Annotated in this window: 24 protein-coding genes; 7 read left to right on the forward strand and 17 right to left on the reverse strand. The window is 64.1% G+C overall.

What is annotated here, in order from left to right; translation table 11 throughout:
- Window positions 1–61: 61 nt before the first annotated feature.
- On the forward strand, window positions 62–325 hold the full coding sequence (locus NKH06_RS26055; RefSeq protein ID WP_023811331.1) for a YMGG-like glycine zipper-containing protein: 264 nt from the start codon (window positions 62–64) through the stop codon (window positions 323–325).
- 81 nt (window positions 326–406) lie between these two features.
- Here the strand turns inward: NKH06_RS26055 and rpsP are convergent, their stop codons facing one another.
- The 7 genes from rpsP to NKH06_RS26090 all read right to left on the reverse strand — a co-directional run bounded on the left by rpsP (window position 407) and on the right by NKH06_RS26090 (window position 7,397).
- The gene (gene rpsP / locus NKH06_RS26060) at window positions 407–808 is read right to left on the reverse strand and encodes a 30S ribosomal protein S16 (protein WP_023811330.1); all 402 of its coding nucleotides are present in this window, start codon (window positions 806–808) and stop codon (window positions 407–409) included.
- Between the two features lie 51 nt (window positions 809–859).
- Window positions 860–1,186: a chorismate mutase gene (locus NKH06_RS26065; RefSeq protein WP_023811329.1), complete on the reverse strand. Its 327-nt coding sequence runs from the start codon at window positions 1,184–1,186 to the stop codon at window positions 860–862.
- A 7-nt stretch (window positions 1,187–1,193) separates the two neighbouring features.
- Entirely contained in the window at window positions 1,194–2,798 is a 1,605-nt protein-coding gene (gene ffh, locus NKH06_RS26070; RefSeq protein ID WP_023811328.1) for a signal recognition particle protein, read from the reverse strand.
- Window positions 2,799–3,087: 289 nt separating this feature from the next.
- Window positions 3,088–3,936 (reverse strand): CPBP family intramembrane glutamic endopeptidase, encoded by an 849-nt coding sequence (locus NKH06_RS26075; RefSeq protein ID WP_352894573.1) that lies wholly within the window; start codon window positions 3,934–3,936, stop codon window positions 3,088–3,090.
- A 272-nt stretch (window positions 3,937–4,208) separates the two neighbouring features.
- Window positions 4,209–4,808: a DUF1236 domain-containing protein gene (locus tag NKH06_RS26080; RefSeq protein ID WP_023811326.1), complete on the reverse strand. Its 600-nt coding sequence runs from the start codon at window positions 4,806–4,808 to the stop codon at window positions 4,209–4,211.
- A 63-nt stretch (window positions 4,809–4,871) separates the two neighbouring features.
- A complete protein-coding gene (locus NKH06_RS26085) occupies window positions 4,872–5,969 on the reverse strand; it encodes a zinc-binding metallopeptidase family protein (RefSeq protein WP_352759331.1) in 1,098 nt (365 codons plus the stop codon).
- 177 nt (window positions 5,970–6,146) lie between these two features.
- Entirely contained in the window at window positions 6,147–7,397 is a 1,251-nt protein-coding gene (locus NKH06_RS26090; RefSeq protein ID WP_352442584.1) for a flavin monoamine oxidase family protein, read from the reverse strand.
- A gap of 141 nt (window positions 7,398–7,538) precedes the next feature.
- Here NKH06_RS26090 and NKH06_RS26095 point away from each other — a divergent pair, with 141 nt between their 5' ends.
- Window positions 7,539–8,336: a lytic murein transglycosylase gene (locus NKH06_RS26095; RefSeq protein WP_128304286.1), complete on the forward strand. Its 798-nt coding sequence runs from the start codon at window positions 7,539–7,541 to the stop codon at window positions 8,334–8,336.
- 71 nt (window positions 8,337–8,407) lie between these two features.
- Here the strand turns inward: NKH06_RS26095 and NKH06_RS26100 are convergent, their stop codons facing one another.
- Both NKH06_RS26100 and NKH06_RS26105 read right to left on the reverse strand, forming a co-directional pair.
- The gene (locus tag NKH06_RS26100) at window positions 8,408–8,929 is read right to left on the reverse strand and encodes a hypothetical protein (RefSeq protein ID WP_352630977.1); all 522 of its coding nucleotides are present in this window, start codon (window positions 8,927–8,929) and stop codon (window positions 8,408–8,410) included.
- 5 nt (window positions 8,930–8,934) lie between these two features.
- The gene (locus NKH06_RS26105; RefSeq protein ID WP_128304285.1) at window positions 8,935–10,158 is read right to left on the reverse strand and encodes an argininosuccinate synthase; all 1,224 of its coding nucleotides are present in this window, start codon (window positions 10,156–10,158) and stop codon (window positions 8,935–8,937) included.
- Window positions 10,159–10,445: 287 nt separating this feature from the next.
- Here NKH06_RS26105 and NKH06_RS26110 point away from each other — a divergent pair, with 287 nt between their 5' ends.
- Together NKH06_RS26110 and NKH06_RS26115 are read left to right on the forward strand one after the other, a co-directional pair.
- Complete coding sequence (locus tag NKH06_RS26110) at window positions 10,446–12,521, forward strand: putative bifunctional diguanylate cyclase/phosphodiesterase (RefSeq protein WP_352894578.1); 2,076 nt, start codon at window positions 10,446–10,448, stop codon at window positions 12,519–12,521.
- A gap of 126 nt (window positions 12,522–12,647) precedes the next feature.
- A complete protein-coding gene (locus tag NKH06_RS26115; protein ID WP_352894580.1) occupies window positions 12,648–13,289 on the forward strand; it encodes a LysE family translocator in 642 nt (213 codons plus the stop codon).
- 6 nt (window positions 13,290–13,295) lie between these two features.
- On the opposite strand, the gene NKH06_RS26120 is transcribed toward NKH06_RS26115, so the two are convergent.
- The 6 genes from NKH06_RS26120 to NKH06_RS26145 form a co-directional block, all read right to left on the reverse strand.
- The gene (locus NKH06_RS26120) at window positions 13,296–13,775 is read right to left on the reverse strand and encodes a hypothetical protein (RefSeq protein WP_023811319.1); all 480 of its coding nucleotides are present in this window, start codon (window positions 13,773–13,775) and stop codon (window positions 13,296–13,298) included.
- A complete protein-coding gene (locus NKH06_RS26125) occupies window positions 13,775–14,224 on the reverse strand; it encodes a hypothetical protein (RefSeq protein ID WP_352894582.1) in 450 nt (149 codons plus the stop codon). The genes NKH06_RS26120 and NKH06_RS26125 overlap by 1 nt, the downstream gene beginning before the upstream one ends.
- Window positions 14,221–15,456 carry a dual-specificity RNA methyltransferase RlmN gene (rlmN, locus tag NKH06_RS26130; protein WP_127321010.1) on the reverse strand — a complete coding sequence of 412 codons (1,236 nt, stop codon included), beginning with the start codon at window positions 15,454–15,456 and terminating at the stop codon, window positions 14,221–14,223. The genes NKH06_RS26125 and rlmN overlap by 4 nt, the downstream gene beginning before the upstream one ends.
- 190 nt (window positions 15,457–15,646) lie before the next feature.
- Window positions 15,647–16,150 carry an invasion associated locus B family protein gene (locus tag NKH06_RS26135; protein WP_352894585.1) on the reverse strand — a complete coding sequence of 168 codons (504 nt, stop codon included), beginning with the start codon at window positions 16,148–16,150 and terminating at the stop codon, window positions 15,647–15,649.
- A 270-nt stretch (window positions 16,151–16,420) separates the two neighbouring features.
- Window positions 16,421–16,783: a YkvA family protein gene (locus NKH06_RS26140; protein ID WP_352894588.1), complete on the reverse strand. Its 363-nt coding sequence runs from the start codon at window positions 16,781–16,783 to the stop codon at window positions 16,421–16,423.
- A 123-nt stretch (window positions 16,784–16,906) separates the two neighbouring features.
- Window positions 16,907–17,203, reverse strand: coding sequence for a 4a-hydroxytetrahydrobiopterin dehydratase (locus NKH06_RS26145; RefSeq protein ID WP_023811314.1), 297 nt, complete (start codon window positions 17,201–17,203; stop codon window positions 16,907–16,909).
- Between the two features lie 50 nt (window positions 17,204–17,253).
- Between NKH06_RS26145 and NKH06_RS26150 the strand changes: the two genes are divergently transcribed.
- On the forward strand, window positions 17,254–17,772 hold the full coding sequence (locus NKH06_RS26150; protein WP_352630970.1) for a low molecular weight protein-tyrosine-phosphatase: 519 nt from the start codon (window positions 17,254–17,256) through the stop codon (window positions 17,770–17,772).
- On the opposite strand, the gene thpR is transcribed toward NKH06_RS26150, so the two are convergent.
- A complete protein-coding gene (gene thpR / locus NKH06_RS26155) occupies window positions 17,676–18,272 on the reverse strand; it encodes an RNA 2',3'-cyclic phosphodiesterase (protein WP_027037464.1) in 597 nt (198 codons plus the stop codon). The two genes, NKH06_RS26150 and thpR, sit on opposite strands and share 97 nt — an antisense overlap.
- A gap of 125 nt (window positions 18,273–18,397) precedes the next feature.
- Window positions 18,398–19,042 carry an arylesterase gene (locus NKH06_RS26160; protein ID WP_352894590.1) on the reverse strand — a complete coding sequence of 215 codons (645 nt, stop codon included), beginning with the start codon at window positions 19,040–19,042 and terminating at the stop codon, window positions 18,398–18,400.
- A gap of 83 nt (window positions 19,043–19,125) precedes the next feature.
- On the opposite strand from NKH06_RS26160, the gene NKH06_RS26165 reads away from it, so the two are divergent.
- Window positions 19,126–19,821, forward strand: coding sequence for an ABC transporter ATP-binding protein (locus NKH06_RS26165; protein WP_352894593.1), 696 nt, complete (start codon window positions 19,126–19,128; stop codon window positions 19,819–19,821).
- Window positions 19,821–22,370: an ABC transporter permease gene (locus NKH06_RS26170; RefSeq protein ID WP_352894595.1), complete on the forward strand. Its 2,550-nt coding sequence runs from the start codon at window positions 19,821–19,823 to the stop codon at window positions 22,368–22,370. Before NKH06_RS26165 ends, NKH06_RS26170 begins: the two co-directional genes overlap by 1 nt.
- Window positions 22,371–22,457: the final 87 nt, after the last annotated feature.

The raw sequence follows: 22,457 nt of genomic DNA on the forward strand, positions 1-22,457 counted from the left end.
CGAGTTGCGAGTTAGAGATTCGCTTGGCGGCGGAGGCGGCTCCTATCGGAGAGGAACGACGATGAAGAAAACGATGCTTTTGATGGCGCTGCTGGTGCCGCTTGCCGCTTGTTCGCAAACGGAAAAAGGCGCGGCCGTAGGCGGCCTCGGTGGCGCTGCCGTCGGTGCGGCGGTCGCCGGCGATCCGGTTGAAGGCGCCGTCGTCGGTGGCGCTGTCGGTGCTGTTGCCGGTGCACTGATCGGCCGGGCAAGCGAGAGCGGCGAATGCCGCTATCGCGATCGGCGGGGCCGCGTCTACATCGACCGCTGCCCGAGCGGTTATTGATCGGCAGCTCTTACAGACAGAACTGGACAGCAAAACGGCGGGCCTTGGCCCGCCGTTTTCCTGGATGCGATAGGGCAATACTTATTCGGCGGTGGCGGCTTCCGCCTCGGCCGGTGCTGCTGCGGCGGCCGCAGCCGCGGCAGCAGCGTCTTCCTGCGCCTTCTTCAAGAGCGAAGCACGTTCCTGCGCCTTCTTGCCCGGCTCGGCCTTCTTCGGGTTGGAACGGGCGTCGCGCTTGACGAGGCCGGCCTCGTCGAGGAAACGCAGCACGCGGTCGGTCGGCTGGGCGCCATGCGCCAGCCAATGCTTGACGCGGTCGGCGTCGACCTTGACGCGTTCGCCGTCCTTGGGCAGCAGCGGGTTCCACGAGCCGATCGACTCGATGAACCGGCCGTCACGCGGCGAACGGGCGTCGGCAATGACGACGTGGTAGTAAGGACGCTTCTTCGAGCCCGCACGGGCCAGTCGGATCTTCAAGGGCATTTATTTTCTCCTAAAAAGGCTGATTTGGTTGATCGGTTGGTGGCTGGTTTCTCAGCCGGCTTTCATCACGCCGTTGGAAGCGGCGATCTGTTCGTGGTGGCGGATCACTTCGCGGACGACGAAGTTGAGGAATTTTTCCGCGAAATCCGGGTCGAGATGGGCATCCTTCGCCAGCTGGCGAAGCCGGGCGATCTGCTGCTGCTCGCGTGCCGGGTCGGCCGGGGGCAGGCCATGCGTCGCCTTCAGCACACCGACCGCCTTGGTGCAGCGGAAGCGCTCGGCCAGCATGTGGATGAGGGCCGCGTCGATGTTGTCGATCGAGGCGCGGTAATCGGCCAGGAGAGCGCGAGCGTCGGCCATGTCCTTCTCTTCGTTCATGGCGTCCTCACTTCTTCTTGCCAAGGCCGGGCAGGCCGCCGCCCATTCCGGGCAGGCCGGGGAGCTTCATGCCGCCGGGCAGTCCGGGTAGGCCGCCGCCGGGAAGGCCTTTCATGCCGCCGCCGAGGCCGGCTGCTTGCGCCTGCTTCTGCAAGGCTTCGAGCTGCTTGGGATCCATCTTCGACAGGTCCGGCATGCCGCCGCCCATCATGCCGCCACCCATGCCCCCGGGGCCGCCCGGCATCATGCCGCCGAGGCCCATCTTGGACGCGAGGCCGCCCATCATGCCGCGCATCAGGCCGCCGCCTTTGCCCTTGCCGCCCATCGCCTTCATCATGTCGGCCATGCCGCGATGCATCTTGAGCAGCTTGTTGATTTCGGCCGCGTCGGTGCCGGAACCGGCGGCGATGCGCTTCTTGCGCGAATGCTTGAGCAAATCGGGATTGGCGCGCTCGGCCTTGGTCATCGACGAGATGATGGCGAGCTGGCGGCCGAACATCTTGTCGTCGAGACCGGCGGCGGCCATCTGGTCCTTCATCTTGCCCATGCCGGGCATCATGCCCATGATGCCGCCCATGCCGCCCATCTTCGACATCTGCTGAAGCTGGCCGGCGAGATCGTTCAGGTCGAACTTGCCCGACTGCATCTTCTTGGCCATCGCCGCCGCCTGCTCGGCGTCGATGTTCTCGGCGGCCTTTTCGACGAGCGAGACAATGTCGCCCATGCCGAGGATGCGGTCGGCGATGCGCTTGGGGTGGAATTCCTCCAGCCCGTCCATCTTTTCGCCAGTGCCGATCAGCTTGATCGGCTTGCCGGTGACGGCGCGCATGGAGAGTGCAGCACCACCGCGGCCGTCGCCGTCCATGCGGGTCAGGACGAGGCCGGTGATGCCGACGCGCTCGTCGAAGCTCTTGGCCAGGTTGACGGCGTCCTGGCCGGTCAGCGAATCGGCGACCAGCAGGATTTCGTGCGGGCTCGACACCTTCTTGATGTCGGCCATCTCGACCATCAGCGGCTCGTCGATATGGGTGCGGCCGGCGGTGTCGAGGATGACGATGTCGTGGCCGCCGAGCTTGGCCGCCTGCACGGCGCGGCGGGCGATGTCGACCGGCGACTGGCCGTCGATGATCGGCAGCGTGGCGACCTTGACCTGTTCGCCGAGCTGGCGAAGCTGCTCTTGCGCGGCAGGACGCCGCGTGTCGAGCGAGGCCATCAGGACCTTCTTGTTCTGACGCTCGGTGAGACGCTTGGCGATCTTGGCCGAGGTCGTCGTCTTGCCGGAACCCTGCAGGCCGACCATCATGATGACGACCGGGGCCGGGGCATTGAGATCGATGGCGACGCCCTCGGCGCCGAGCATGTCGACCAGTTCGTCATGGACGATCTTGACGACCATCTGGCCGGGCTTGATAGACTTGACCACGGCAGCGCCGACGGCCTTCTCACGCACCTTGTCGGTGAAGGAGCGCACCACTTCCAGCGCCACGTCGGCTTCGAGCAGTGCACGGCGCACCTCGCGCAGCGCCGCCGAGACATCAGCCTCCGACAGCGCGCCGCGGCCGGTGAGGCCGTTCAGGATGGAGCCAAGGCGCTCCTGCAGCGATTCAAACATTCTTCTTCCTTTTTCCCAGGCACCCGGACGGTGACCGAGAAGTAATGCGTTCGCGCCAAGTGTCCAAGCAAAAGCCCGTCCAAGCGAAAAGCCAAAAAGCACCCGGGGGCGCTCAGCGCTGCCGGGTGTTGGCCTCCAGGATCGATTTACAGCACTTCACCTCAAAGAGGCTTCGGCGTCCTGGTCGGCTTGCTCGGAGGGATACTCGTCGCGGAATTCGGGGCGTGTAGACAGGAAATCGGACGCAGTGTCAAGACAAAGACCGGATTGCGTCGTTCCCGGCCTGCAATCAGGCCGTGCTCGCCCGGTCCGGAAATTCGGCGGCAACCCTGAGCGGCGAACGCGGATATAGAAGCAGCACGATGGTCAGCAGGCTGCAGGCGATGCCGATGAAGGCGATGAGAACCGCATCCGACGTCGCCCAGCCCGGTCCTTCGAGCGGCCTGGCATTGAACAGGGCGAAGGAATTGTAGCTTTCCTGATGCGAGATCAAGAGAAACCCGGTCAGGTTGTTGCCGAGATGAGCACCCAAGGCGGCGCCGAGATTGCCGGTTGCGTAGACGACAAGTGTCAGCAGCAGCGCGAAAGCGGCGATCGACGCCAGCACGCAAGCATTGATGGCTGGTGACGAACTCGCACTCCAATGCAGCGAGGTGAACAGCAGGGCCGGCAGCAGGGCCCAGACGAACGGGCTCGTGAACCGGCTGGCGAGACCGCGCAGCAGGTAGCCGCGAAACAGCAGCTCTTCCGAAGAGGTCTGCACCAAGGTAAGCGCGGCGATCGGGATCGCAAACAGCAGCCAGGATGACAGGCTGATCGGGCCACGCGTGATCTGCGGCTGCAGCAGATAGAGCAGGATTTCGGATATGAACGACGTGATCAGCACCGCGATCAGCCCTTTGAGGAAGCCGGGCCATGAAACTCGTCGGCTGTTGCCGAGCAGCGCCGACAGCTTCTCGCCATGCACCCAGCGCATCGCGACCCACAGGCCGATCCAGATGCCGGCAAACGAGACGAGCGCGGTGAGGATGCCGAGGGGCGAAGCGAGGAAGCCCTGAATGCCGGATGATGGGGTCGCTGCCAGGCGATGAAGGCATAGGTGCCGCCGACCAGCACGGCCACGGTGGTTGCTGCCCAAAAAAGGACCACGATCCCCGTTCCGAGCAACAGGCGCGGTAAGGTCGTCCTGGCGTTCGGCGAATGCCTGTAACGCTCGAAGGCGGCCGGATCGATGGTCACGCGGGCTCCCTTCCCAAAGTCATCGCCTGTTGACTAACCGATGGCCGGGAAAATCGGAATGGTTTTCCGCAAAGACTAAGCCAGAGCAAAGTCGGCGCAGGAGAGCGCCGCGCGGCAGCGCCGCCTGCTGGCGGCCGCTGCTGTCGCTGCGGCCGCTTGTGCCGCTTGTCGTCAGCGAACGACGTACATGATGCGCCGGGTCTGCGGATCGATCAGCGCCCGCTGGCCGTTCACATAGACATAGCGGTAATTGTAGTCCGGAATCTCGCGCAGCTCGACGGTGTCGGGCAGGGTCGCGCCGGTCACCACTTCGCCTTCGAGATAGATGGGATCGAGGCGATGCGTGTCGACATAGGTGCGGACTTCAGCCGGGGGCGAAGGGAAGTCATCCACGACCGGATCGCTGGCGATGATCGCGCCGGTATAATCGGTCGAGTAGTTGCCGATGTCCTCCGGCGGCGAGACGACAGCAACGCTGGAGCGCCGTTCCGTCAGCACCACCCGGCTGCCGCCTATATCGGCCGTCACATAGTCGGAATAGACCCAGCCCTGGCCGCCGGCCTCGGCTATGGTGCACCATTTGCTGTTTTCGATGCAGCCATTGAGCGTTGCCGACTGACCGGCGGCGAGCACGCCGATCACAGGGTATTGCGGGCCGGGCCCGGCGCGCACGTTAAGATCGGTGACGGCTGAGACGGCGGTATCGGCAAACGCGGCGCCGGACATCACGGTCAGCATTCCGGCTACCGCAGGAAACAATAGGGATTTCATGGTTTCTCTCCGTTTTCATGGTCCCTCGCCAGCGAAAACGGGGCAGCAGCTCATGCGTTCCCGCTAAAGCGCCTGCGCCAACTCACGATTTGTTCCGTGTTCTTTCGGCAAATCGGTCAGAAGTTCGTGAACGAATTCCAATTTCCGCGCCGTGACGTCCGAAATGACGAAGGGGTAGAGGTCGGGCAGGCCCATGCAGCGGTTGATCGAATTGGAGGCCTCCGACAGCACCAGCCAGCGGGCAAGGATCTTTTCGAAAGGCTCCGGCGCGGTCGCCGGCTCCGAGGGTGCTGCCTGCAATTCGCCGCCGGTGTCGCCGCGCGGCAAGTCGTTGGCCTCCACCGTCTCCAGCCGGCCGAGCGGAAAGTTCAGTGCGTGCACCATTTCCAGCGTGTCGGTGATGTGCAGGTGATGAGCCCAGGTCTCGGCCCAGTCCTCCCAAGGATGCGAGGTCGCATAGGCCGAGATGTGGCCCTGCTGCCAGTCGGGCGGCGCACCATCGGCATAATAGGCCTTCAGCGCCTGTTCGTAATCGGCGCGGTCGTCGCCGAACAGTGCGCGGAAAGCTTCGAGCCTGTGCGGATCGTCGCGGATGAGGCGGTCCCAGTAATAGTGCCCGAGCTCATGGCGGAAATGGCCGAGCAAGGTGCGGTAGTTCTCGCCCATCTCGACGCGCCGCTTCTCGCGCTCGGCCGAATCCGCCTCGGCGACATTGAGCGTGATCAAACCATTGTCGTGGCCGGTGAGGATCCGCTCGCCACCAGGGCCGCCGCCGATCGGATCGGCGAGGAAGTCGAAGGCCAGGCCGACCTCGTCGGCAGGAGTCTGCTTGGGGACTACCGGCAGCCCGAAGGCCAGCAGCGAGTAGATGGCGCGCTTCTTCGCCGCTTCGACACGGATCCAGCGGCGGCGGTTGCCGTCGACGGAGAGATCCGGGATCAGCTGGTTCAGCACGCAGGCGCGGCAAAAAGCGTGACCCGGTTCCGCCATCCAGTTGCAGGCGCATTCGTCCGCGTTGGTGCACTGGAAGACGCCGTCGACGCCCGCCAGCGCAAAGCGCGCGTGCTCGGGATCGTAGAGCACCGGGTTCCCGCAGTTCAGGCACTTGGCGTTCTCGAAATAGATGCGATGGCCGCAATGGGGGCAGTCGAAGAGTTTCATGTCGGTCTCAATTCACCGGAGGTGACATAGATGTTCACGGCGGCCCGTGCCCAACGCGAACAGCCGCGCGGCGTTCCGCATTTTGTCGAACTTGTTGGAACATAATCTCTGCAGAACGAGGTTTCGCAAAGCGAAGACCAGGTTCCACCTGTCGTTGGTTCCGTCCTTCGGTTCGGATCATGTCCTCGCCGCAAGCTGGGTGACAACCTGTCTTGCCACCGCTTCGCCTGACAGCCGTGCGCCGCCACAGGTCTGCATCAGCGGACCGGCCAGATGCTCGCCGGCGAAGAAGATCTTGTCGGCCACCGGCTGCATGAGTGCGGCGCGCGCCAGTGAACGGCCGGGGCGAGCGGCGGCATAGGCACCGCGCACGAAGCGCTCGCCGCCCCAATTGGTCATCATGGCGCGTCCGACGTGCTTGCGCGTATCGCCGCCGAAGATGCCACACAGCCGGTCGACGACGAAGTCGATGCCGGCCGCCTCGCCGGCTGCCGACATTTCCCAGGCGAAATCGCCGCCGACGAAGCCGACCATCAGGTCGAGGTCGAACGGGAAGCAGAGGAAGTAGATGTCGTGCCTGGCCATCCGTTCGATCAGCAGGTCGTCGAAGGGCTGCAGCCCGAGCCTGGTGCCCGATATTTCGACCGGCAATTTGGTCAGCATACCCATCGGCAGGTCGAAGAAGGCGCCGAAATGCGTGTCGGGCAGAGCCGGCGAGAACGCGATCTCCTCGAAGGCTAGCACCGCCGGCGAAGCGGTGACGATCACCGCCTTGGCGCGGACGGTGCCGCGATCGGTGACGCAGGCGACGCCGGGCACGTCCCACAGGATCTTGCGCACCGGCGTCGACAGTTCGACCGGCACGCCGGCGCCGAAACGCACCACCAGCGCGCCAAGGCCCTCCTTGCTGAAGTAGTTCGGGTCGAGATCGGCAGCGGCCTGGAAGTCGAGGATCGAGATTTCGTCCTCGTCGGCACCGAAATCCATCGGCCCGGCGAAGGTGGCGGCGGCGCGCGGTGCATGGCCTTTTGCCAACAGCGCCGAAAGACGATCGTCATCTCCGTCCTTCACTTCATGCCTGGCCAGCAGTTCGAACAGCTTTGCGTCGGCGGCCTTCATGTCGGCTTCTTCCGCTTCGCTCGCCTTGCGCTCGCGGTAGTAGAGATGATCGACGTTCATGTCGTGATGATGCAACGTCCAGCCTGCCGCCTGGGCTTCGGGAAAATAGGGATTGCGGTCGGCCGCATGCAGCCAGGCGCAGCCGATGTCGAAAGGCACGCCGAAATGCTGGTCGCTGGTCCAGGCTCGCCCGCCGATTCGGTCCATCGCTTCGAGCAGCGTGAAGGAAAGTCCCGCCGCCTGCAAGCTCCTGGCGGCGGCAAGACCCGCCGAGCCGGCACCGATGATGACGACATCAACGTCTTGCATGCAGCCCCCCTGCCACAATAATCACTTGATCCTAGGCAAATTCCACGGCATTCGCCAGCATTGCAGCGGTGACAGTGACAAGTGCGCGTTTCGCTGGCAAGTTCGCAATTGGGACGTGATTCAGGCAACCAGGAGATCAACATGGCAATTCTTGCCAAGGGAAAGATGTTTGCAGCGGCCGTGGTGGCGGTGCTTGCGCTGGCGACGGGCGCACAGGCGGCAGCCAGCTGCGGCAAGACCGGCGCCGGCTTCGACGCCTGGAAGCAGGACTTTGCCGCGCAGGCCAGGTCGGAAGGTGTAGGCGCCAAGGGGCTGGCCGCTCTGGCCGGGGCAAACTACGCGACAAAGACGATCTCAGTCGACCGCGGCATTCACAAGGCCTTCAGCGGCTCGGTGGACGATTTCATGCGGCGTCGTGGTGGCGCAGCGATTATTTCCAAGGGCCGGTCGCTGAAAAAGTCGAATGCGGCGCTGTTCTCCAAGATCGAAGCGAATTACGGCGTGTCGCCGGGCGTGTTGCTCGCCATCTGGGGTATGGAAACCGGCTTCGGTTCGGCCATGGGCAACCAGAACACCGTCTCTGCCATTTTGACGCTTGCCTATGATTGCCGCCGGCCGGGGTTCTTCTACCCGCATGCCATCGCAGCCCTGAAGCTGGTTGATCGCGGGGCGTTGACAGCCTCGTCGGTCGGGGCCGCGCATGGCGAGATCGGACACACGCAGTTCCTGCCCGGAAACGTCCTGAAATATGGCGTCGGTGGCGGAAACCTGCGCGACAAGAGCACGGCGCTGGCTTCCACCGCCAACTTCCTCAAGGGGCATGGCTGGCGGGCGGGCGCGAGCGCGAGTGCGAATATGGGCGCGATTGCCGGCTGGAATTCCGCGAGCGTCTATCAGCAGGCCATCGCCCGCATTGCCACGGCGATCGACGGCGATTGACGGATCATGCTCCGGGCAGAAGGCCCCGGCTATTTTTGACTTGATCGGAAACCCGGCGCGAATGTCGGGTTTCATTTGATTTCGAGCGTGTAGGAGCAGCCCGCCAGCGTCTTGCCGGGGTGCGACTCGACGGTCGAGACGTTGAGCTTGATGCCCGTGGAGAAGGTCAATCCTTCCGACTCTTCGGTGCTTTGGACAACGACCTTCTCGCCAAGGAATTTTTCCGGCGTCGAAAAAACGGCAATGACATTGAGCTCCCTGGCAAGCTCTGGCGCCGCAATGCCATCGAGCACGGCCATCGGCCCGGCTGCGGTAAACACGATCGATCCCGTCTCGCGGTTGAACACGCGGATTTTGGCCGGCAGTTCGTATTGGCTGAGAAACGGATTGCCCGAGGCAACCTCCTTCCAGCCAAGCGTTTCAACGGCACCTGGTGCGCTGGACAGCCACAGGGCAAAGTCGTTGTAGGTCGGAACGTCCGCCCTGCACTCGATCAGGGCCGGAAGGTCGAGAGAGGCGGGGTCGAACTCCTGGCCGGCGGCCGGCGTCGCCAGAACAACCAGCGGCGCCAAGCAGCGACCGAAACCGCGCATCCGCGCTACTTGGTGCGGCTGCGCGCGGCCAGCGTCCTTAGCCTCAGCGCGTTGAGGCGGATGAAGCCGGCGGCGTCCTTCTGGTCGTAGGCGCCGCGATCGTCCTCGAAGGTGACCAGCGCATCCGAATAAAGCGTCTTCTTCGACTTGCGGCCGGTGACCATGACATTGCCCTTGTAGAGCTTGAGGCGCACCGTGCCTTCGACGTCTTCCTGGCTCTTGTCGATCATCGCCTGCAGCATCAGCCGTTCGGGCGCGAACCAGAAGCCGTTGTAGATCAGCTCGGCATAGCGCGGCATGAACTCGTCCTTGAGGTGGGCGGCACCTCGGTCGAGCGTGATCGATTCGATGGCGCGATGGGCGGCGATCAGGATGGTGCCGCCTGGTGTTTCGTAGACGCCGCGCGATTTCATGCCGACGAAGCGGTTCTCGACCAGGTCGAGCCGGCCGATGCCATTGTCGCGGCCAAGATCGTTGAGTGCCGCCAGCATGGTCGCCGGCGACAGTTTCTTGCCGTTCAGCGCGATCGGATCGCCCTTCAGGAACTCGATCTCGATCTCGGTGACGGTATCAGGCGCGTCCATCGGCGAAACGGTGCGCTGGTGGACGAATTCGGGCGGCTCCACCCACGGGTCTTCCAGCACCTTGCCCTCGGAGGACGAATGCAAAAGGTTGGCGTCGACCGAAAACGGTGCGTCGCCCTTCTTGTCCTTCGGCACCGGGATCTGGTGCTGCTCGGCGAAATTCATCAGGTCGGTACGCGATTTGAACGACCAGTCGCGCCACGGCGCGATGACCTTGATGTCGGGGTTCAGTGCGTAAGCTGAAAGCTCGAAGCGAACCTGATCGTTGCCCTTGCCGGTGGCGCCATGCGCGATCGCGTCGGCGCCGGTTTCCCGGGCTATATCGACCAGATGCTTGGAGATCAGCGGCCGCGCGATCGAGGTGCCGAGCAGATAGGTGCCTTCATAGACGGTGTTGGCGCGAAACATCGGGAAGACGAAGTCGGACACGAATTCCTCGCGCACGTCGACGACGCGGATGTCCTTGATGCCCATCATCTCGGCCTTGCGACGGGCCGGCTCGAGTTCGCCGCCCTGGCCAAGATCGGCGGTGAAAGTCACGACTTCGGCGCCGAGTTCAGTCTGCAGCCATTTCAGGATGATGGATGTGTCGAGACCGCCGGAATAGGCGAGCACGACCTTCTTGACGTCTTTGGCCTTGGACATTTCTACTCCGTCGATGGCGGACGCCCCAGCCTGGGCGTCACGGATTGTCGCAGCGCCTTTTAGCAGGAACGGCAGAGCGAGCAAGCACACGTGCATGCATGGCTTCTGGTCCAGTCCATGGCGAGGGGTGGGCAGGGAAAACAACCTTCTGCAATCAAGGGCTGCATTTGCTGGAGGGATTTAATCAAGTTTTCACGCTCCGTCGCTAATATGACGACAAGCTGTGTAGGCGAAGTGCCGAGACGGCCTTGCCTCGTCGCGGGCACCCTCGGGCTGGGCCATTCCTGATGCGCGTTATATCATGTATCGCCACGGAGCATAATCTGTGGCTCGTCCTGCTGGCGGCGCTGATGTGCGTCACCGGCTGCTGGGTGACGATCGGCCTCTTCGACCGTTCGAGAAAAACCACCGGCGTGCAGATGAAGGGCTGGCTGTTCCTGACCGCGGTCGCCGCCGGCTCGTCGATCTGGTGCACCCATTTCATCGCCATGCTGGCCTACCAGCCCGGCGCGCCGATCACCTTCGATCCGGTCCTGACCATGGCATCCCTGGTCATCGCCATCGCCGGCACCGGGCTGGGTTTCACCCTCGCATCCGGCAAGAGCCGGCGCCTGGCCCCGGAATGGGGCGGCGTCGTCGTCGGCCTGGCGATCTCGGCCATGCACTACACCGGCATGATGGCCTATCACGTTGCCGGCATCGTCGAATGGGACGGCTCCTATGTCGTGGCCTCACTGGTCATCTCGGCGGTGTTCTCCGCCCTGGCCGTCGGCCATGCCGTGCGCCGGCCATACCGCTGGTCGAACTATCTCGCCATCGGGCTGCTGGTGCTGGCGATCGTCGGCCTGCATTTCACGGCTATGGCCGCGGTGGCGGTGACGCCGCTGTCCTTCATCAGCACAGGCACCAATCCCGATATTCTGGTGGCAATGGCGGTCGCCGTCGCCGTGGTGGGCCTGATCGTCGCGGCTACCGGCTTCGCCAGCTATCTGATCGATGAGCGTGGTCGTTTGGAGAGCTTCGAGCGGCTTCAGCATCTCGCCCTCAACGACGCCCTTACCGGCCTTCCCAACCGGGTCTCCTTCAACGACCGCCTTGACCATGAAATCGACCGGGCATGCGAGGGCGAGGACACAATGACGGCGGTCATCGTCATCGATCTCGACCGCTTCAAGGAGATCAACGACCTCAGGGGGCATGCGGCCGGCGACCAGGCGCTCAAGATCGTCGCCCGCAGGCTCTCGAAACTCATCGGCGAGGGCGAATTCGTCGCCCGGCTCGGCGGTGACGAGTTCGCCGCGATCAAGCGCTTCAAGGATCAGAAGGACCTTCTCGGGCTGGTCTCGCGGCTGGAGAAATTCCTGTTCGAGCCGTTGCGGCTCGACGATTTCGAAATCGCCGCCGGCGCCAGCATCGGCGTAGCGATCTATCCGCGCGACGGGGCCGACCGCGAGCGGCTGGTCAGCAATGCCGATCTTGCCATGTACCGGGCAAAGAACGACGTCACGCGAGCCGTCTGCTTCTACGAATCCGCCATGGACGAGACGGCGCGGGCGCGCCGCGCGCTGGCCACCGACCTTCGCCAGGCGATCGAGCGCGGCGAGCTTTCGCTCCACTATCAGGTACAGACCTCGGTCCCGACCGGCGCCACCTGCGGCTACGAGGCGCTGCTGCGCTGGACCCATCCGGTGCACGGCATGATCCCGCCCGCCGAATTCATCCCGATTGCCGAGGAGAACGGCTCGATCATGGCGATCGGCGAATGGGTGCTGCGGACCGCGTGCCGCCAGGCGGCCTCGTGGGGCAACGGCCACAAGATCGCGGTCAATTTGTCGCCGGTACAGTTCGCCCATGCCGATCTCGCCAAGCTCGTCCATCAGATCCTGATCGAGACCGGGCTGTCGCCGAAACGGCTGGAGCTGGAGCTCACCGAATCGACGATCGTCGCCGACAAGGTGCGCACGCTGCATGTTCTGCGCCAGATCAAGGCGCTGGGGGTGACGATCGCGATCGACGATTTCGGCACAGGCTATTCATCGCTCGATACGCTGCGCTCGTTTCCGTTCGACAAGATCAAACTCGACCGTTCATTCATGGCTGACGTCGAGCGAAGCCCGCAGGCCAAGGCCATCATCCGGGCGGTGCTGACGCTGGGCCGCAGCCTCGACATTCCGGTGCTTGCCGAAGGCGTCGAGACGCATGTCCAGCTCACCATCCTGCAAGTCGAAGGCTGCAACGAGGCGCAAGGCTATTTCCTCGGCCGGCCCAAGCCGATCGACCAGATCACCGGGGACGCCGATGTCCGCAACGATCAACTCGTCGCGGAGGAGCCGGCGAGGATGCGGCTGAGCAGGCAGGCATAGGACGCCGCGGCCGGCCGTCCAGCGAATGCCGTGCGGACGCCTGCTGGATCGAGATCGGGTCGCTGCTGTGTCTGGCATCGTCATGGCGCATCCTGTATAGGCCTCGCAATCCCTTGGGGGCCGCTCATGTCGTTCATTCCAGACACCGCCACGCTGATCCAGTTCGCCATCGCCACGGTCATCCTGGCGATCACGCCGGGGCCGGACATGACCCTGTTCGTCTCGCGCACGCTGAGCCAGGGCCGTGCCACCGGCTTTGCCTCGATGGCCGGCGCGCTGTGCGGCACGCTGATCCACACCACACTGGTGGTTGTCGGTGTCTCGGCGCTGATCGTCGCCTCGCCGATGGCTTTCCTCGTGCTGAAGATCTTCGGCGCCGGCTATCTCGTCTTCCTGGCCTGGCAGGCAATCACCAGGGGCTCGGCCTTTTCGCCGGAGAAGAAGACAGGCCCCGAGATTTCCCTGTTGCGCAGCTGGGCCGCGGGTCTTGGCGTCAATCTGCTCAACCCGAAGATCATCCTGTTCTTCATGACCTTCCTGCCGCAGTTCGTCTCCGCGCATGATCCGAACGCACCGGGAAAGCTGTTTTTCCTTGGGCTGATGTTCATTGTGCTGTCGGTCCCGGTGACGGTGCCGATGGTGCTGGCGGCGGAAAAGTTTTCGGCGGCGATGAAGGCCAGCCCGCGCGTCACACGGGCGGTCGACTATCTCTTTGCCGGCGTGTTCTCCGCCTTCGCCCTCAAGATCCTGACGGCGCAGGCGAAGTAGGCGCCGTCATCCTGTCTGGCCATCCTCTTTTGATCCTGGTTCGCCTTGCCACCAGCTTGCGGCCCAGCGCCCGGCGCTGAGCCAGTAAAAGATACCACCGACCATGCCGCTGCCGATCACGGCCATGATGGCGCTGGTGTCCCTGACGACGAAGGCGGTGTCACCGCTGCGGTCGGCAAGCCCGAGGAAAACACCGGCAACCACCGCGCCTGCCAGCGCATAGAACAGCCAGTCGCGCCGGCCCAGGATTTCGGCAAGCAGGATGACGACAGAGGCCGGCATCAGGGCGAAATAGGCGACGAACAGAGCGGCGAAGGGAATTGAGAAATACAGGGAAGCCGTCGCCGTCGGATGCGCATGCTCCGGCGTGTAGCCGAGCGATGCCAGCAACAGGATGTTGAGGAAGGCGCTCGCCGCCAGCGAGGCGACGGCATAGCCGAACAGGATGACGGTGAAACGGACGAGGTAGCCGACGAGACGCGCCATCAATCTCGGCCCAGATTCTGTCGCGTGCCGGACCTGCGTCCAGCCAGAAGCCAGTAGACCGAACCGGCGGCGATGCCGGCGGTGGCGAGAAAACCCAGAAAGCCCGGATTGAAGACAAAGCTGCTGGCCGAGCGCGGCATGGATACGCCAAAGGCGATGGACGTGATCGCACCGGTGGCGGCGAAGTAGAACCATCCCCGAAGTGAAAACCGTTCGGCGACAAAGAGCGCCGGGCCGACGATCAACAGCGCGCCGATCGTTACGGTCAAGACGGCGAGCGGGAACGAGCCCAGCCAGTCGAAAGCGAAAATGATGGACCAGTTGCCGTCTTCGATGCCTTCCAGGAGAGCGATCAGCAGCACCGGCACCAGGATCGAGGTCAGCACCGCGGCGACATAGCCGACCGCCATGATGGCGAGGCGTTTTAGCCAGGCGAAGGGGCGGCTCACGCCTCGCCGTGCCCCGCTATCATCATCGCTTCCAGCGCCAGCCGGTCGACCTTGCGCATGCGCTCGGAGTCGGATTTGAGCTGGCCGCAGGCGGCGAGAATGTCGCGGCCGCGCGGCGTGCGGATCGGCGAGGCATAGCCGGCATTGTTGATGTAATCGGCGAATTTCTCGATCGTCTCCCAGTCCGAGCACTGGTAATTGGTGCCCGGCCACGGGTTGAACGGGATCAGATTGATTTTGGCCGGAATGCCCTTGAGCAGCTTGATCAGGCCCTTGGCGTCCTCGATGGAATCGTTGACGTCCTTCAGCATCACATATTCGAAGGTGATGCGCTTGGCGTTCGACAGGCCGGGATAGGCGCGGCAGGCGGCGATCAGTTCGTTGAGCGGATACTTCTTGTTGATCGGCACCAGCAGGTCGCGCAGATCGTCATTGGTGGCATGCAGCGAGATCGCCAGCATGACGCCGATCTCCTCGCCGGTGCGGAAGATTTCCGGCACGACGCCGGAGGTCGACAGCGTGATGCGCCGCTTCGACAAGGAAAGGCCGTCACCGTCGGAAGCGATCAGCAGCGCCTTCTTCACCGCCTCGAAATTGTAGAGCGGCTCGCCCATGCCCATCATGACGATGTTGGACACTTTGCGGCCCTCGGCCGGCACGATGGCGCCGTCGGGCGTGTCGCGGTCAGGGAAGTCGCCGAGCCGGTCGCGGGCGGTGAGCAGCTGGGCGAGGATCTCTTCAGCCGTCAGATTGCGCACCAGCTTCTGCGTGCCGGTGTGGCAGAACGAACAGGTCAGCGTGCAGCCCACCTGCGAGGAGATGCACAGCGTGCCGCGGCCTTCCTCGGGAATGTAGACGGTTTCGATCTCGACCGGCCGGCCGGCGCCGCGCGGCGGGAAGCGGAACAGCCATTTGCGCGTGCCGTCGGCGGAAATCTGCTCCTCGACGATCTCGGGCCTAGCGACGGTGAAGTGCTTGTCCAACTCGGCGCGCAGATCCTTGGAGATGTTGAACATGCCGGCGAAATCGGAGACGCCGCGCACATACATCCAGTGCCACAACTGCTGGGCGCGCATTTTCGCCTGGCGCTCGGGCACGGTGCCTGATGCAACCAGAGCCTCGGCGAGCTCGACCCGCGTCAGGCCGATCAGCGACGGCTTTTCGGGCTGTGCCGCGCGGGCACGCAACGCGTCGCGGGCGCCGTCAGTGGTGAGATCGAATGAAAGGGTCATGGTTGCACTGATATAAGCGGTTTGCGGCCGATTTCACGCATCGTGCCGGAAAGGAAGCGCGGCGCATAGCACAGGTTGACGGCAGAGTCATGGGTTGTGCGATGATGCACCCTCGCCAGAGATCCACCAACAGACCCAAAAACGAAAGGCCGGGCTTTGCGGCCCGGCCTTTCACTAAAACAAAGCCTAGCTATTTGCACTTGGCAATCGACGTCAGCGCCGCCGAAATGCCCTTCAGCGAGAAGACGTAGCTGGTCGGGTTGCCGCGGCCGGACTTCGCCGTCACCTTCATGTCGGTGCCGGTCTTCATGGCGGCGATCAGCACCGGCTCCTCGGCGGCATTCTCGACCCAGGCCGATTTGCCGCGGGTGAACATCGAAAACGTCTTCTTATCGATGGTCACGGTGGCCTTGGAGCCGTCCTGGAAGTTGTAGCCGGCAATGAATTGCGGCTCGTAGGACACTTGCTGGCCGGGCCGCTGGCTGACGAAGAAGAACATGTCGCCATGGTCGAGCGTCGGCGGCTGCTTGTCGGTCGGCACGGTCAGGACATAGCAGACCTTGCCGCCCGATGCCTGGTAGCTGTAGGTGCCCCAGGCATTGTGCTGGCCGATTTTGGTCGCAGACTGCGCCAGTGCCGGCGCTGCCACGGCCACCAGGGCCAGACTCGAAACTAGTGCAATCAATCCGCGCATCGCTTTTCCCGTATTCCAAATGGTGCGGAGGCAGGCCGGCTTGGCGTCCTGCCCGTCGCTTCATTTTGATTTAATCTGGGTTACCAAACGGTGAATTTCCGAATAGAAAAGGACCCTCACCCGAGGAAACCGCCGCCATTCCCGTGCCGCCGCCCTGCGAGCGGGTGACGCGACATCCCTTTGGCGGACTTGGAGGCCACGAAAGCGGCAAGAGTTTGACTTTTTACGCTGTCGCCAAAAGCCGGCTTCAACGGCGTTCCGCGCGCGTGCTCAGCCCTTGTCGGCCATGGCGTCCCTGGCGGCCTGCCGGTGCGCAGTGGTGATGTGGGCCCTGACGGCGGTGATCGCGGCGGTGAGCACGGCGATGTCGTCGGTGAAGCCAAGCCCGAAGACGAAGTCGGGGATGACATCCACCGGCAGCACGAAATAGCCGAGCGCGGCCAGCAGAATGCCTTTGGCGCGCAGTGGCGTGTTCTTGTCCATGGCGCAGTAATAGGCGGCCACGACCTCTTCCATGAAGGGGATCTGCCGTGCGGCCTTCTTGGCTGTGCGCCAGAATTTCTCGCGCACTTCGCTCTCGTCCGCCAGCTTGCCGCCAAAGCCGAAGAAACCAAAACCGGATTGTTGCGCCATCAGTCTCTCCTTGCGAGCGCCCATGCGCATCCGGCGCATGCCCGCGGGGGAAAATGTGGTGAAACCCGACCCCCGCTACAAGATGCCGGCGCCGATTTGAGCCTGCCGAGGCGATACCAGGCCTCAGGCGCCGGCAAAACGGTTCATTTTCTTGGCCAGATCGATATCGAGCGCGGTGACGCCGCCGGCGTCGTGAGTGTTCAGCGTCACGTCGACTGTCTTGTAGACATTCGACCAGTCGGGATGATGGTCCATCGTCTCGGCGGCAAGCGCGACGCGGGTCATGAAGGCGAAAGCCTCGGAGAAATTCGCGAAGGTGAATGTGCGCTTGATGGAGGCGCCGTCTTCCGCCAGCGCCCAGCCGTCGAGACCGGTCAATGCGGCTTCAGCGGCTTGCCTGCCCAGTTTCTCTCTCGCCATGTCCATATCCTGTGCTATTCGAAAACGACCCTCACCATAGCGACGGATCGATGAGCGCGAAGCCCATAAATTCCATTCTCTTCGTCTGCCTCGGCAACATCTGCCGGTCGCCGCTGGCGGAAGGTGTCTTCCGCGCCGTTTGGGCCGAGCGCGGGTCGGCCCGGGATATCCTGCTCGATTCAGCAGGGACCAGTGACTGGGAGGCCGGCTCTGCCCCCGATCGACGCGCGATCGCGGTCGCCATGCGGCACGGCGTCGACATTTCCGGGCAGAGGGCGCGTAAAGTCACGCCGCAGGACCTCCACCGTTTCGACCTGATCCTCGGCATGGACCGGTCGAATGTCGCCGACCTGAAGGCGCTGGCGCCGGCGGCCGTGCAGGACCGCATCCATCTGTTCCTGGAGTTCGCGCAGGGAAAGTCACGCGACGTGCCGGATCCTTATCACGACGAGGCAGAAGCCTTCGCTTCCGCCTATCGCATGATCCGCGAGGCGTCGGAGGCGCTGGCGACAAGGCTGGAGGCGCGGGCGTCCGTGCCTGACAGCGGCCAGGCTTCCTCGACGATGTAGGGTCCGCCGCCGACCGAATCGCGCGACGACATCAGCACGAAACGGCCGATGCGGAACGGCAGCGTCGAGAAATTGCCACGCGCCGACAGATATTGGGCGACGTCCAGCGGGGTCGAATTGCGTAACCGCGCCAGCGTCACATGCGGCATGAATTTGCGCGGGTCGGCCGGGATGCCGAGCCGCTGGCAGATGCGGTCGATCTCACCTTGAAGGGCGGCCAGATCAGGCGAGGCGGAAGTGCCCGCCCACACCGCATGCGGCTTCTTCTGGCCGAAAGCGCCGACGCCGGACAGCGCCAGCGAGAACGAAGGGCGGTGGACCCGGTCGAGCGCGTTGGCGATCTCGTCGGCCACATGGCCGGGGACATCGCCGATGAAGCGCAGCGTCAGATGGTAATTTTCGACGTCGATCCAGCGGGCTCCCGGCAAGCCTCCCCGCAGCAGGGACAGCGAAAGGGCGGCGTCACGCGGAATTTCGAGGGCGGTGAAAAGACGCGGCATGAAGAGCCTCCCTTCCTCGAATCGAACTGTCACCTATAGCGAATCATCGATAGTCAAACGGAGCAAGAGGTTTGTTGGTCACAGTCCCTGTTAAAAGCTCGCCGGGCGGAAACAGTTCCAGTCCGCTAGGAATCGCCCGGCACCGCCGCGATCACCTTCTCGACCGTCGGCAGGATGCGTTCGACCATCTGGTCGACGCCTCGTGCGCTTGGATGCAGGCCGTCCTCGAGCTGCATGCCGGGCTGGCCGGCGACGCCGTCGAGAAAGAACGGGTAGAGCACGACGTCGTATTTCTTCGCCAGGTCCGGAAAAATGGCGTCGAACGCATTCTGGTAGTCGGGACCGAGATTGGGTGCGGCACGCATGCCGGCCAGAAGCACGGCAATCTTGCGCTGCCTCAGCTTGCTTAGCATCTCGTCGAGGTTCTTCCTGGCGATGTCGGGCGAAACGCCGCGCAGCATGTCGTTGGCGCCGAGTTCGAGGATGACCAGCTGCGTGCCGTCCGGCACCGACCAGTCGAGCCGCGCCAGGCCGCCGCTCGTCGTGTCGCCGGAGACGCCGGCATTGGCGACGGTCACTTCGTGGCCCTTGGCGCCAAGTGCCGCCTGCAGCCTGTTGGTAAAGCCCTGGTCCGGCCCAAGGCCGAAGCCCGCCATCAGGCTGTCACCGAAGCCGACGATCTTGAACGGCTCGGCGCTCGCCGAGGACATGGCGCCGCAAATGGCGAGGAAAGCCACGAAGCCTGCGGCAATACTGCGTTTGAAAGACATGCGGCAGGCCCCATATGAGCTAGGATTCTTCGACGGCTTCCGGCAAGCAGAGCCTTCATCTCCAGATATAGGACGATTTCATTTTGACAGAAGCGGTCATCGCGCTGAAAGATGTATCCCTGACCCTTGGCGAGGGCGCTTCATCGGTCCATGTGCTGAAGGGGGTGAGCCTCGATGTGGCGACCGGCGAGGCGACCGGCATCGTCGGGCCTTCGGGTTCCGGCAAGTCGACATTGCTGATGATCCTTGCAGGACTGGAAAGGGTCGATTCGGGTACGGTCCGAATCGCCGGCGAGCTGCTCAACGGCAAAAGCGAGGACCAGATTGCTTCGTTTCGTGGCCGAAACATTGGCATCGTGTTCCAGTCCTTCCATCTCATTCCCAACATGACGGCGCTCGAAAATGTCGCGGTGCCGCTGGAACTGGCCGGCCATGCCGATCCGTTCGCGGTGGCGGCGCGCGAGCTGGCGGCGGTTGGCCTCAGCGACCGCGTCACCCACTATCCCGGCGAATTGTCGGGCGGCGAGCAGCAGCGCGTGGCGATCGCCCGCGCATTGGCGCCCTCGCCGCGCATCCTGATCGCCGACGAGCCGACCGGCAATCTCGACCAGGCGACCGGGCGGCAGGTCGCCGACCTCCTGTTTGCCAAAGCGGCCGAGCGCGGCATGACGCTGGTGCTGGTGACCCATGATCCGGCGCTCGCGGCGCGCTGTTCGCGCCAGGTTTCGATGCGCTCGGGCCGGATCGAGGCGCCGGCGCCCGTCAAGGTGACGGCCTGATGCCGCTGTCCCGGACGTTGAGGCTCGCGGTCCGCTTCTCACTGCGCGAGATGCGCGGCGGCCTGTCCGGCTTCCTGATCTTCCTCGCCTGCATCGCGCTCGGCGTCGCGGCCATCGGCGGCGTCAACTCGGTGGCGCGTTCGATCACCGCCGGTGTCGCCAATCAGGGCCAGACATTGCTTGGCGGCGATCTTCGCTTCCAGATCAACCAGCGTGACGCCAGCCAGGCGGAGCGCAGCTTCCTTGACGGGCTCGGCACGGTTTCCCGGACCGCCAGCATGCGTTCGATGGCGCGTCTGGCCGACGGATCCGACCAGGCGCTGGTCGAGGCCAAGGCGGTCGACCATGCCTATCCGCTCTATGGCACGCTGGAGACCGAGCCGGCACTGTCGAAACAGGAACTGTTCGGCGAAGAGTTCGGCGTCTTCGGTGCGGCGGCACCCGATCTTCTGTTCGAGCGGCTGCACGTCAAGATCGGCGACCGGCTGAAGCTCGGCACCGCCACTTTCGAACTGCGCGCCAGGCTGGTCGCCGAACCGGACGCCGTGTCCGACGGTTTCGGCTTCGCGCCAAGGCTGATGATCTCGACGGACGGGCTGGCGGCCACTGGACTGATCCAGCCGGGCAGCCTGGTCGAGAATGCCTACAAGATCCGCCTGCCGGCGGACGCCGACGAGGCGCGGCTGAAGGCCGTCCAGGACCAGGCCGCCACGGATTTCCCCGAAGCAGGCTGGTCGATCCGCACACGCAGCAACGCGGCGCCCGCGCTGTCGTCCAACATCGAACGTTTCTCGCAGTTCCTGACCCTGGTCGGGCTGACGGCGCTGGTGGTCGGCGGTGTGGGCGTCGCCAATGCGGTACGCGCCTATCTCGACGGCAAGCGCGGCGTCATCGCCACCTTCAAGAGCCTGGGCGCTTCGGGCGGCTTCGTCTTTGCCGTCTATCTCGTGCAGATCCTGATCATAGCCGGATTGGGTATCGTGCTGGGCCTTGTGTTCGGCGCGCTGATGCCGTTCGCGGCGAGTGCGGCCTTGCAATCCGTCATTCCGGTGCCGGCCGAAGGCGGCTTCTTTCCCGGCGCGCTCGGCATGGCGGCGCTGTTCGGCCTGCTGGTGACATTAGCTTTCGCGCTGCTGCCGCTCGGCCGCGCCCGCGATGTGCCGGCAACCGCGCTGTTTCGCGAAATGGGGCTGGAAGGCCGCGGCTTGCCGCGCCCCGCCTATGTCGCGGCCGCCATAGGCATCGCGCTGTTGCTGGCGGCGCTGGCCATTCTGTTCTCGGGCGACCAGCGCATAGCCTCGATTTTTGTCGGCGCTACCGTCTTCGCCTTCCTGGTGCTGCGCGTGGTCGGCGCACTGGTGCAATGGGCGGCCAGGAAAAGCCCGCGCGTGCGCTTCGTGGCGCTCAGGCTCGCCATCGGCAACATTCATCGGCCAGGCGCCCTGACGCCATCGGTGGTGCTGTCCCTGGGGCTTGGCCTGACGCTGCTGGTGACGCTGGCGCTGATCGATGGCAATCTCAGGCGGCAGATCTCCGGCAGCCTGCCGGAACGGGCGCCGAACTTCTTCTTCGTCGACATCCAGAGCGCCGATGTCGCGTCTTTCTCGGCGCTGATCGGCAAGGAGGCCCCGCAGGGCGTGCTGGCCAAGGTGCCGATGCTGCGCGGCCGGGTGATGGCGCTGAACGGTGTCGATGTCGACAAGGTGAAAGTGCCGGCGGAAGGCGCCTGGGTGCTGAGGGGGGACCGCGGCCTGACCTATGACACCAGGCAACCGGAGAACGCGACGTTGACCGAGGGCAGTTGGTGGCCCGAAAATTACAGCGGCGAACCGCTGGTTTCGTTTTCGGCGCAAGAAGGCAAGGAGATCGGGCTGAAGCTCGGCGACACCATCACCGTCAATGTGCTGGGCCGCAATGTCACCGCCAGGATCGCCAATTTCCGCCAGGTCGAATGGGAGACGATGGGCATCAATTTCGTCATGGTCTTCTCGCCCAACACATTCGCAGGCGCCCCGCATGGCTGGATGGCGACGCTGACCGAAAAGAGTGCCTCGACGGCCGACGACGCCCGCATCCTCAACGCCGTCACCCGCGCCTTCCCCGCGGTGACGACGGTGCGGGTCAAGGACGCGCTCGATGTCGTCAACCGGTTGGTCGGGCAACTCGGCACGGCGATCCGGGCCGCCGCTGGCGTGGCGCTGATCGCCTCGGTGCTGGTGCTGGCCGGCGCGCTTGCAGCCGGCAACCGGGCGCGCATCCATGATGCGGTGGTGTTGAAGACGCTGGGTGCGACACGCACGACGCTGATATCGGCCTTCTCGCTCGAATATATGCTGATCGGGCTGGCCACCGCCATCTTCGCGCTGGCAGCGGGCAGTGCTGCCGCCTGGTTCGTCGTCGCGCGCATCATGACATTGCCGTCGCATTTCATGCCGGAGGTGGCGGTGGCAACCATTCTGTTTTCGCTGGTGGTCACGGTCGGCATTGGTCTCGCCGGCACCTGGCGGGTGCTCGGCCACAAGGCAGCACCGGTGCTGCGCAACCTGTGACGACAGGCCCGGAAAAGGCATCCTGGATTAAATCTTGGTAAGAAAGCCGTCCGGAAAGCCGAGGAATCGGCACTTGGTTGCCTCACG

Origin of the sequence: Mesorhizobium sp. M1342 (genome assembly GCF_040317955.1) — a bacterium.
Taxonomy (GTDB): Bacteria; Pseudomonadota; Alphaproteobacteria; order Rhizobiales; family Rhizobiaceae; genus Mesorhizobium.

Excerpts from the sequence above, each read along its gene's own strand:
- NKH06_RS26120 (WP_023811319.1), bottom strand. The coding sequence starts at position 13,775 with ATGGCGCGTCTCGTCGGCTACCTCGTCCGTTTCACCGTCATCCTGTTC.
- NKH06_RS26110 (WP_352894578.1), top strand. The coding sequence starts at position 10,446 with ATGCGCGTTATATCATGTATCGCCACGGAGCATAATCTGTGGCTCGTC.
- rlmN (WP_127321010.1), bottom strand. The coding sequence starts at position 15,456 with ATGACCCTTTCATTCGATCTCACCACTGACGGCGCCCGCGACGCGTTG.
- NKH06_RS26160 (WP_352894590.1), bottom strand. The coding sequence starts at position 19,042 with ATGTCTTTCAAACGCAGTATTGCCGCAGGCTTCGTGGCTTTCCTCGCC.
- NKH06_RS26145 (WP_023811314.1), bottom strand. The coding sequence starts at position 17,203 with ATGGCGAGAGAGAAACTGGGCAGGCAAGCCGCTGAAGCCGCATTGACC.
- NKH06_RS26150 (WP_352630970.1), top strand. The coding sequence starts at position 17,254 with ATGAGCGCGAAGCCCATAAATTCCATTCTCTTCGTCTGCCTCGGCAAC.
- NKH06_RS26085 (WP_352759331.1), bottom strand. The coding sequence starts at position 5,969 with ATGAAACTCTTCGACTGCCCCCATTGCGGCCATCGCATCTATTTCGAG.
- thpR (WP_027037464.1), bottom strand. The coding sequence starts at position 18,272 with ATGCCGCGTCTTTTCACCGCCCTCGAAATTCCGCGTGACGCCGCCCTT.
- rpsP (WP_023811330.1), bottom strand. The coding sequence starts at position 808 with ATGCCCTTGAAGATCCGACTGGCCCGTGCGGGCTCGAAGAAGCGTCCT.
- NKH06_RS26090 (WP_352442584.1), bottom strand. The coding sequence starts at position 7,397 with ATGCAAGACGTTGATGTCGTCATCATCGGTGCCGGCTCGGCGGGTCTT.
- NKH06_RS26170 (WP_352894595.1), top strand. The coding sequence starts at position 19,821 with ATGCCGCTGTCCCGGACGTTGAGGCTCGCGGTCCGCTTCTCACTGCGC.
- NKH06_RS26100 (WP_352630977.1), bottom strand. The coding sequence starts at position 8,929 with ATGCGCGGTTTCGGTCGCTGCTTGGCGCCGCTGGTTGTTCTGGCGACG.
- NKH06_RS26140 (WP_352894588.1), bottom strand. The coding sequence starts at position 16,783 with ATGGCGCAACAATCCGGTTTTGGTTTCTTCGGCTTTGGCGGCAAGCTG.
- NKH06_RS26095 (WP_128304286.1), top strand. The coding sequence starts at position 7,539 with ATGGCAATTCTTGCCAAGGGAAAGATGTTTGCAGCGGCCGTGGTGGCG.
- NKH06_RS26080 (WP_023811326.1), bottom strand. The coding sequence starts at position 4,808 with ATGAAATCCCTATTGTTTCCTGCGGTAGCCGGAATGCTGACCGTGATG.
- NKH06_RS26055 (WP_023811331.1), top strand. The coding sequence starts at position 62 with ATGAAGAAAACGATGCTTTTGATGGCGCTGCTGGTGCCGCTTGCCGCT.
- ffh (WP_023811328.1), bottom strand. The coding sequence starts at position 2,798 with ATGTTTGAATCGCTGCAGGAGCGCCTTGGCTCCATCCTGAACGGCCTC.
- NKH06_RS26105 (WP_128304285.1), bottom strand. The coding sequence starts at position 10,158 with ATGTCCAAGGCCAAAGACGTCAAGAAGGTCGTGCTCGCCTATTCCGGC.
- NKH06_RS26065 (WP_023811329.1), bottom strand. The coding sequence starts at position 1,186 with ATGAACGAAGAGAAGGACATGGCCGACGCTCGCGCTCTCCTGGCCGAT.
- NKH06_RS26135 (WP_352894585.1), bottom strand. The coding sequence starts at position 16,150 with ATGCGCGGATTGATTGCACTAGTTTCGAGTCTGGCCCTGGTGGCCGTG.
- NKH06_RS26115 (WP_352894580.1), top strand. The coding sequence starts at position 12,648 with ATGTCGTTCATTCCAGACACCGCCACGCTGATCCAGTTCGCCATCGCC.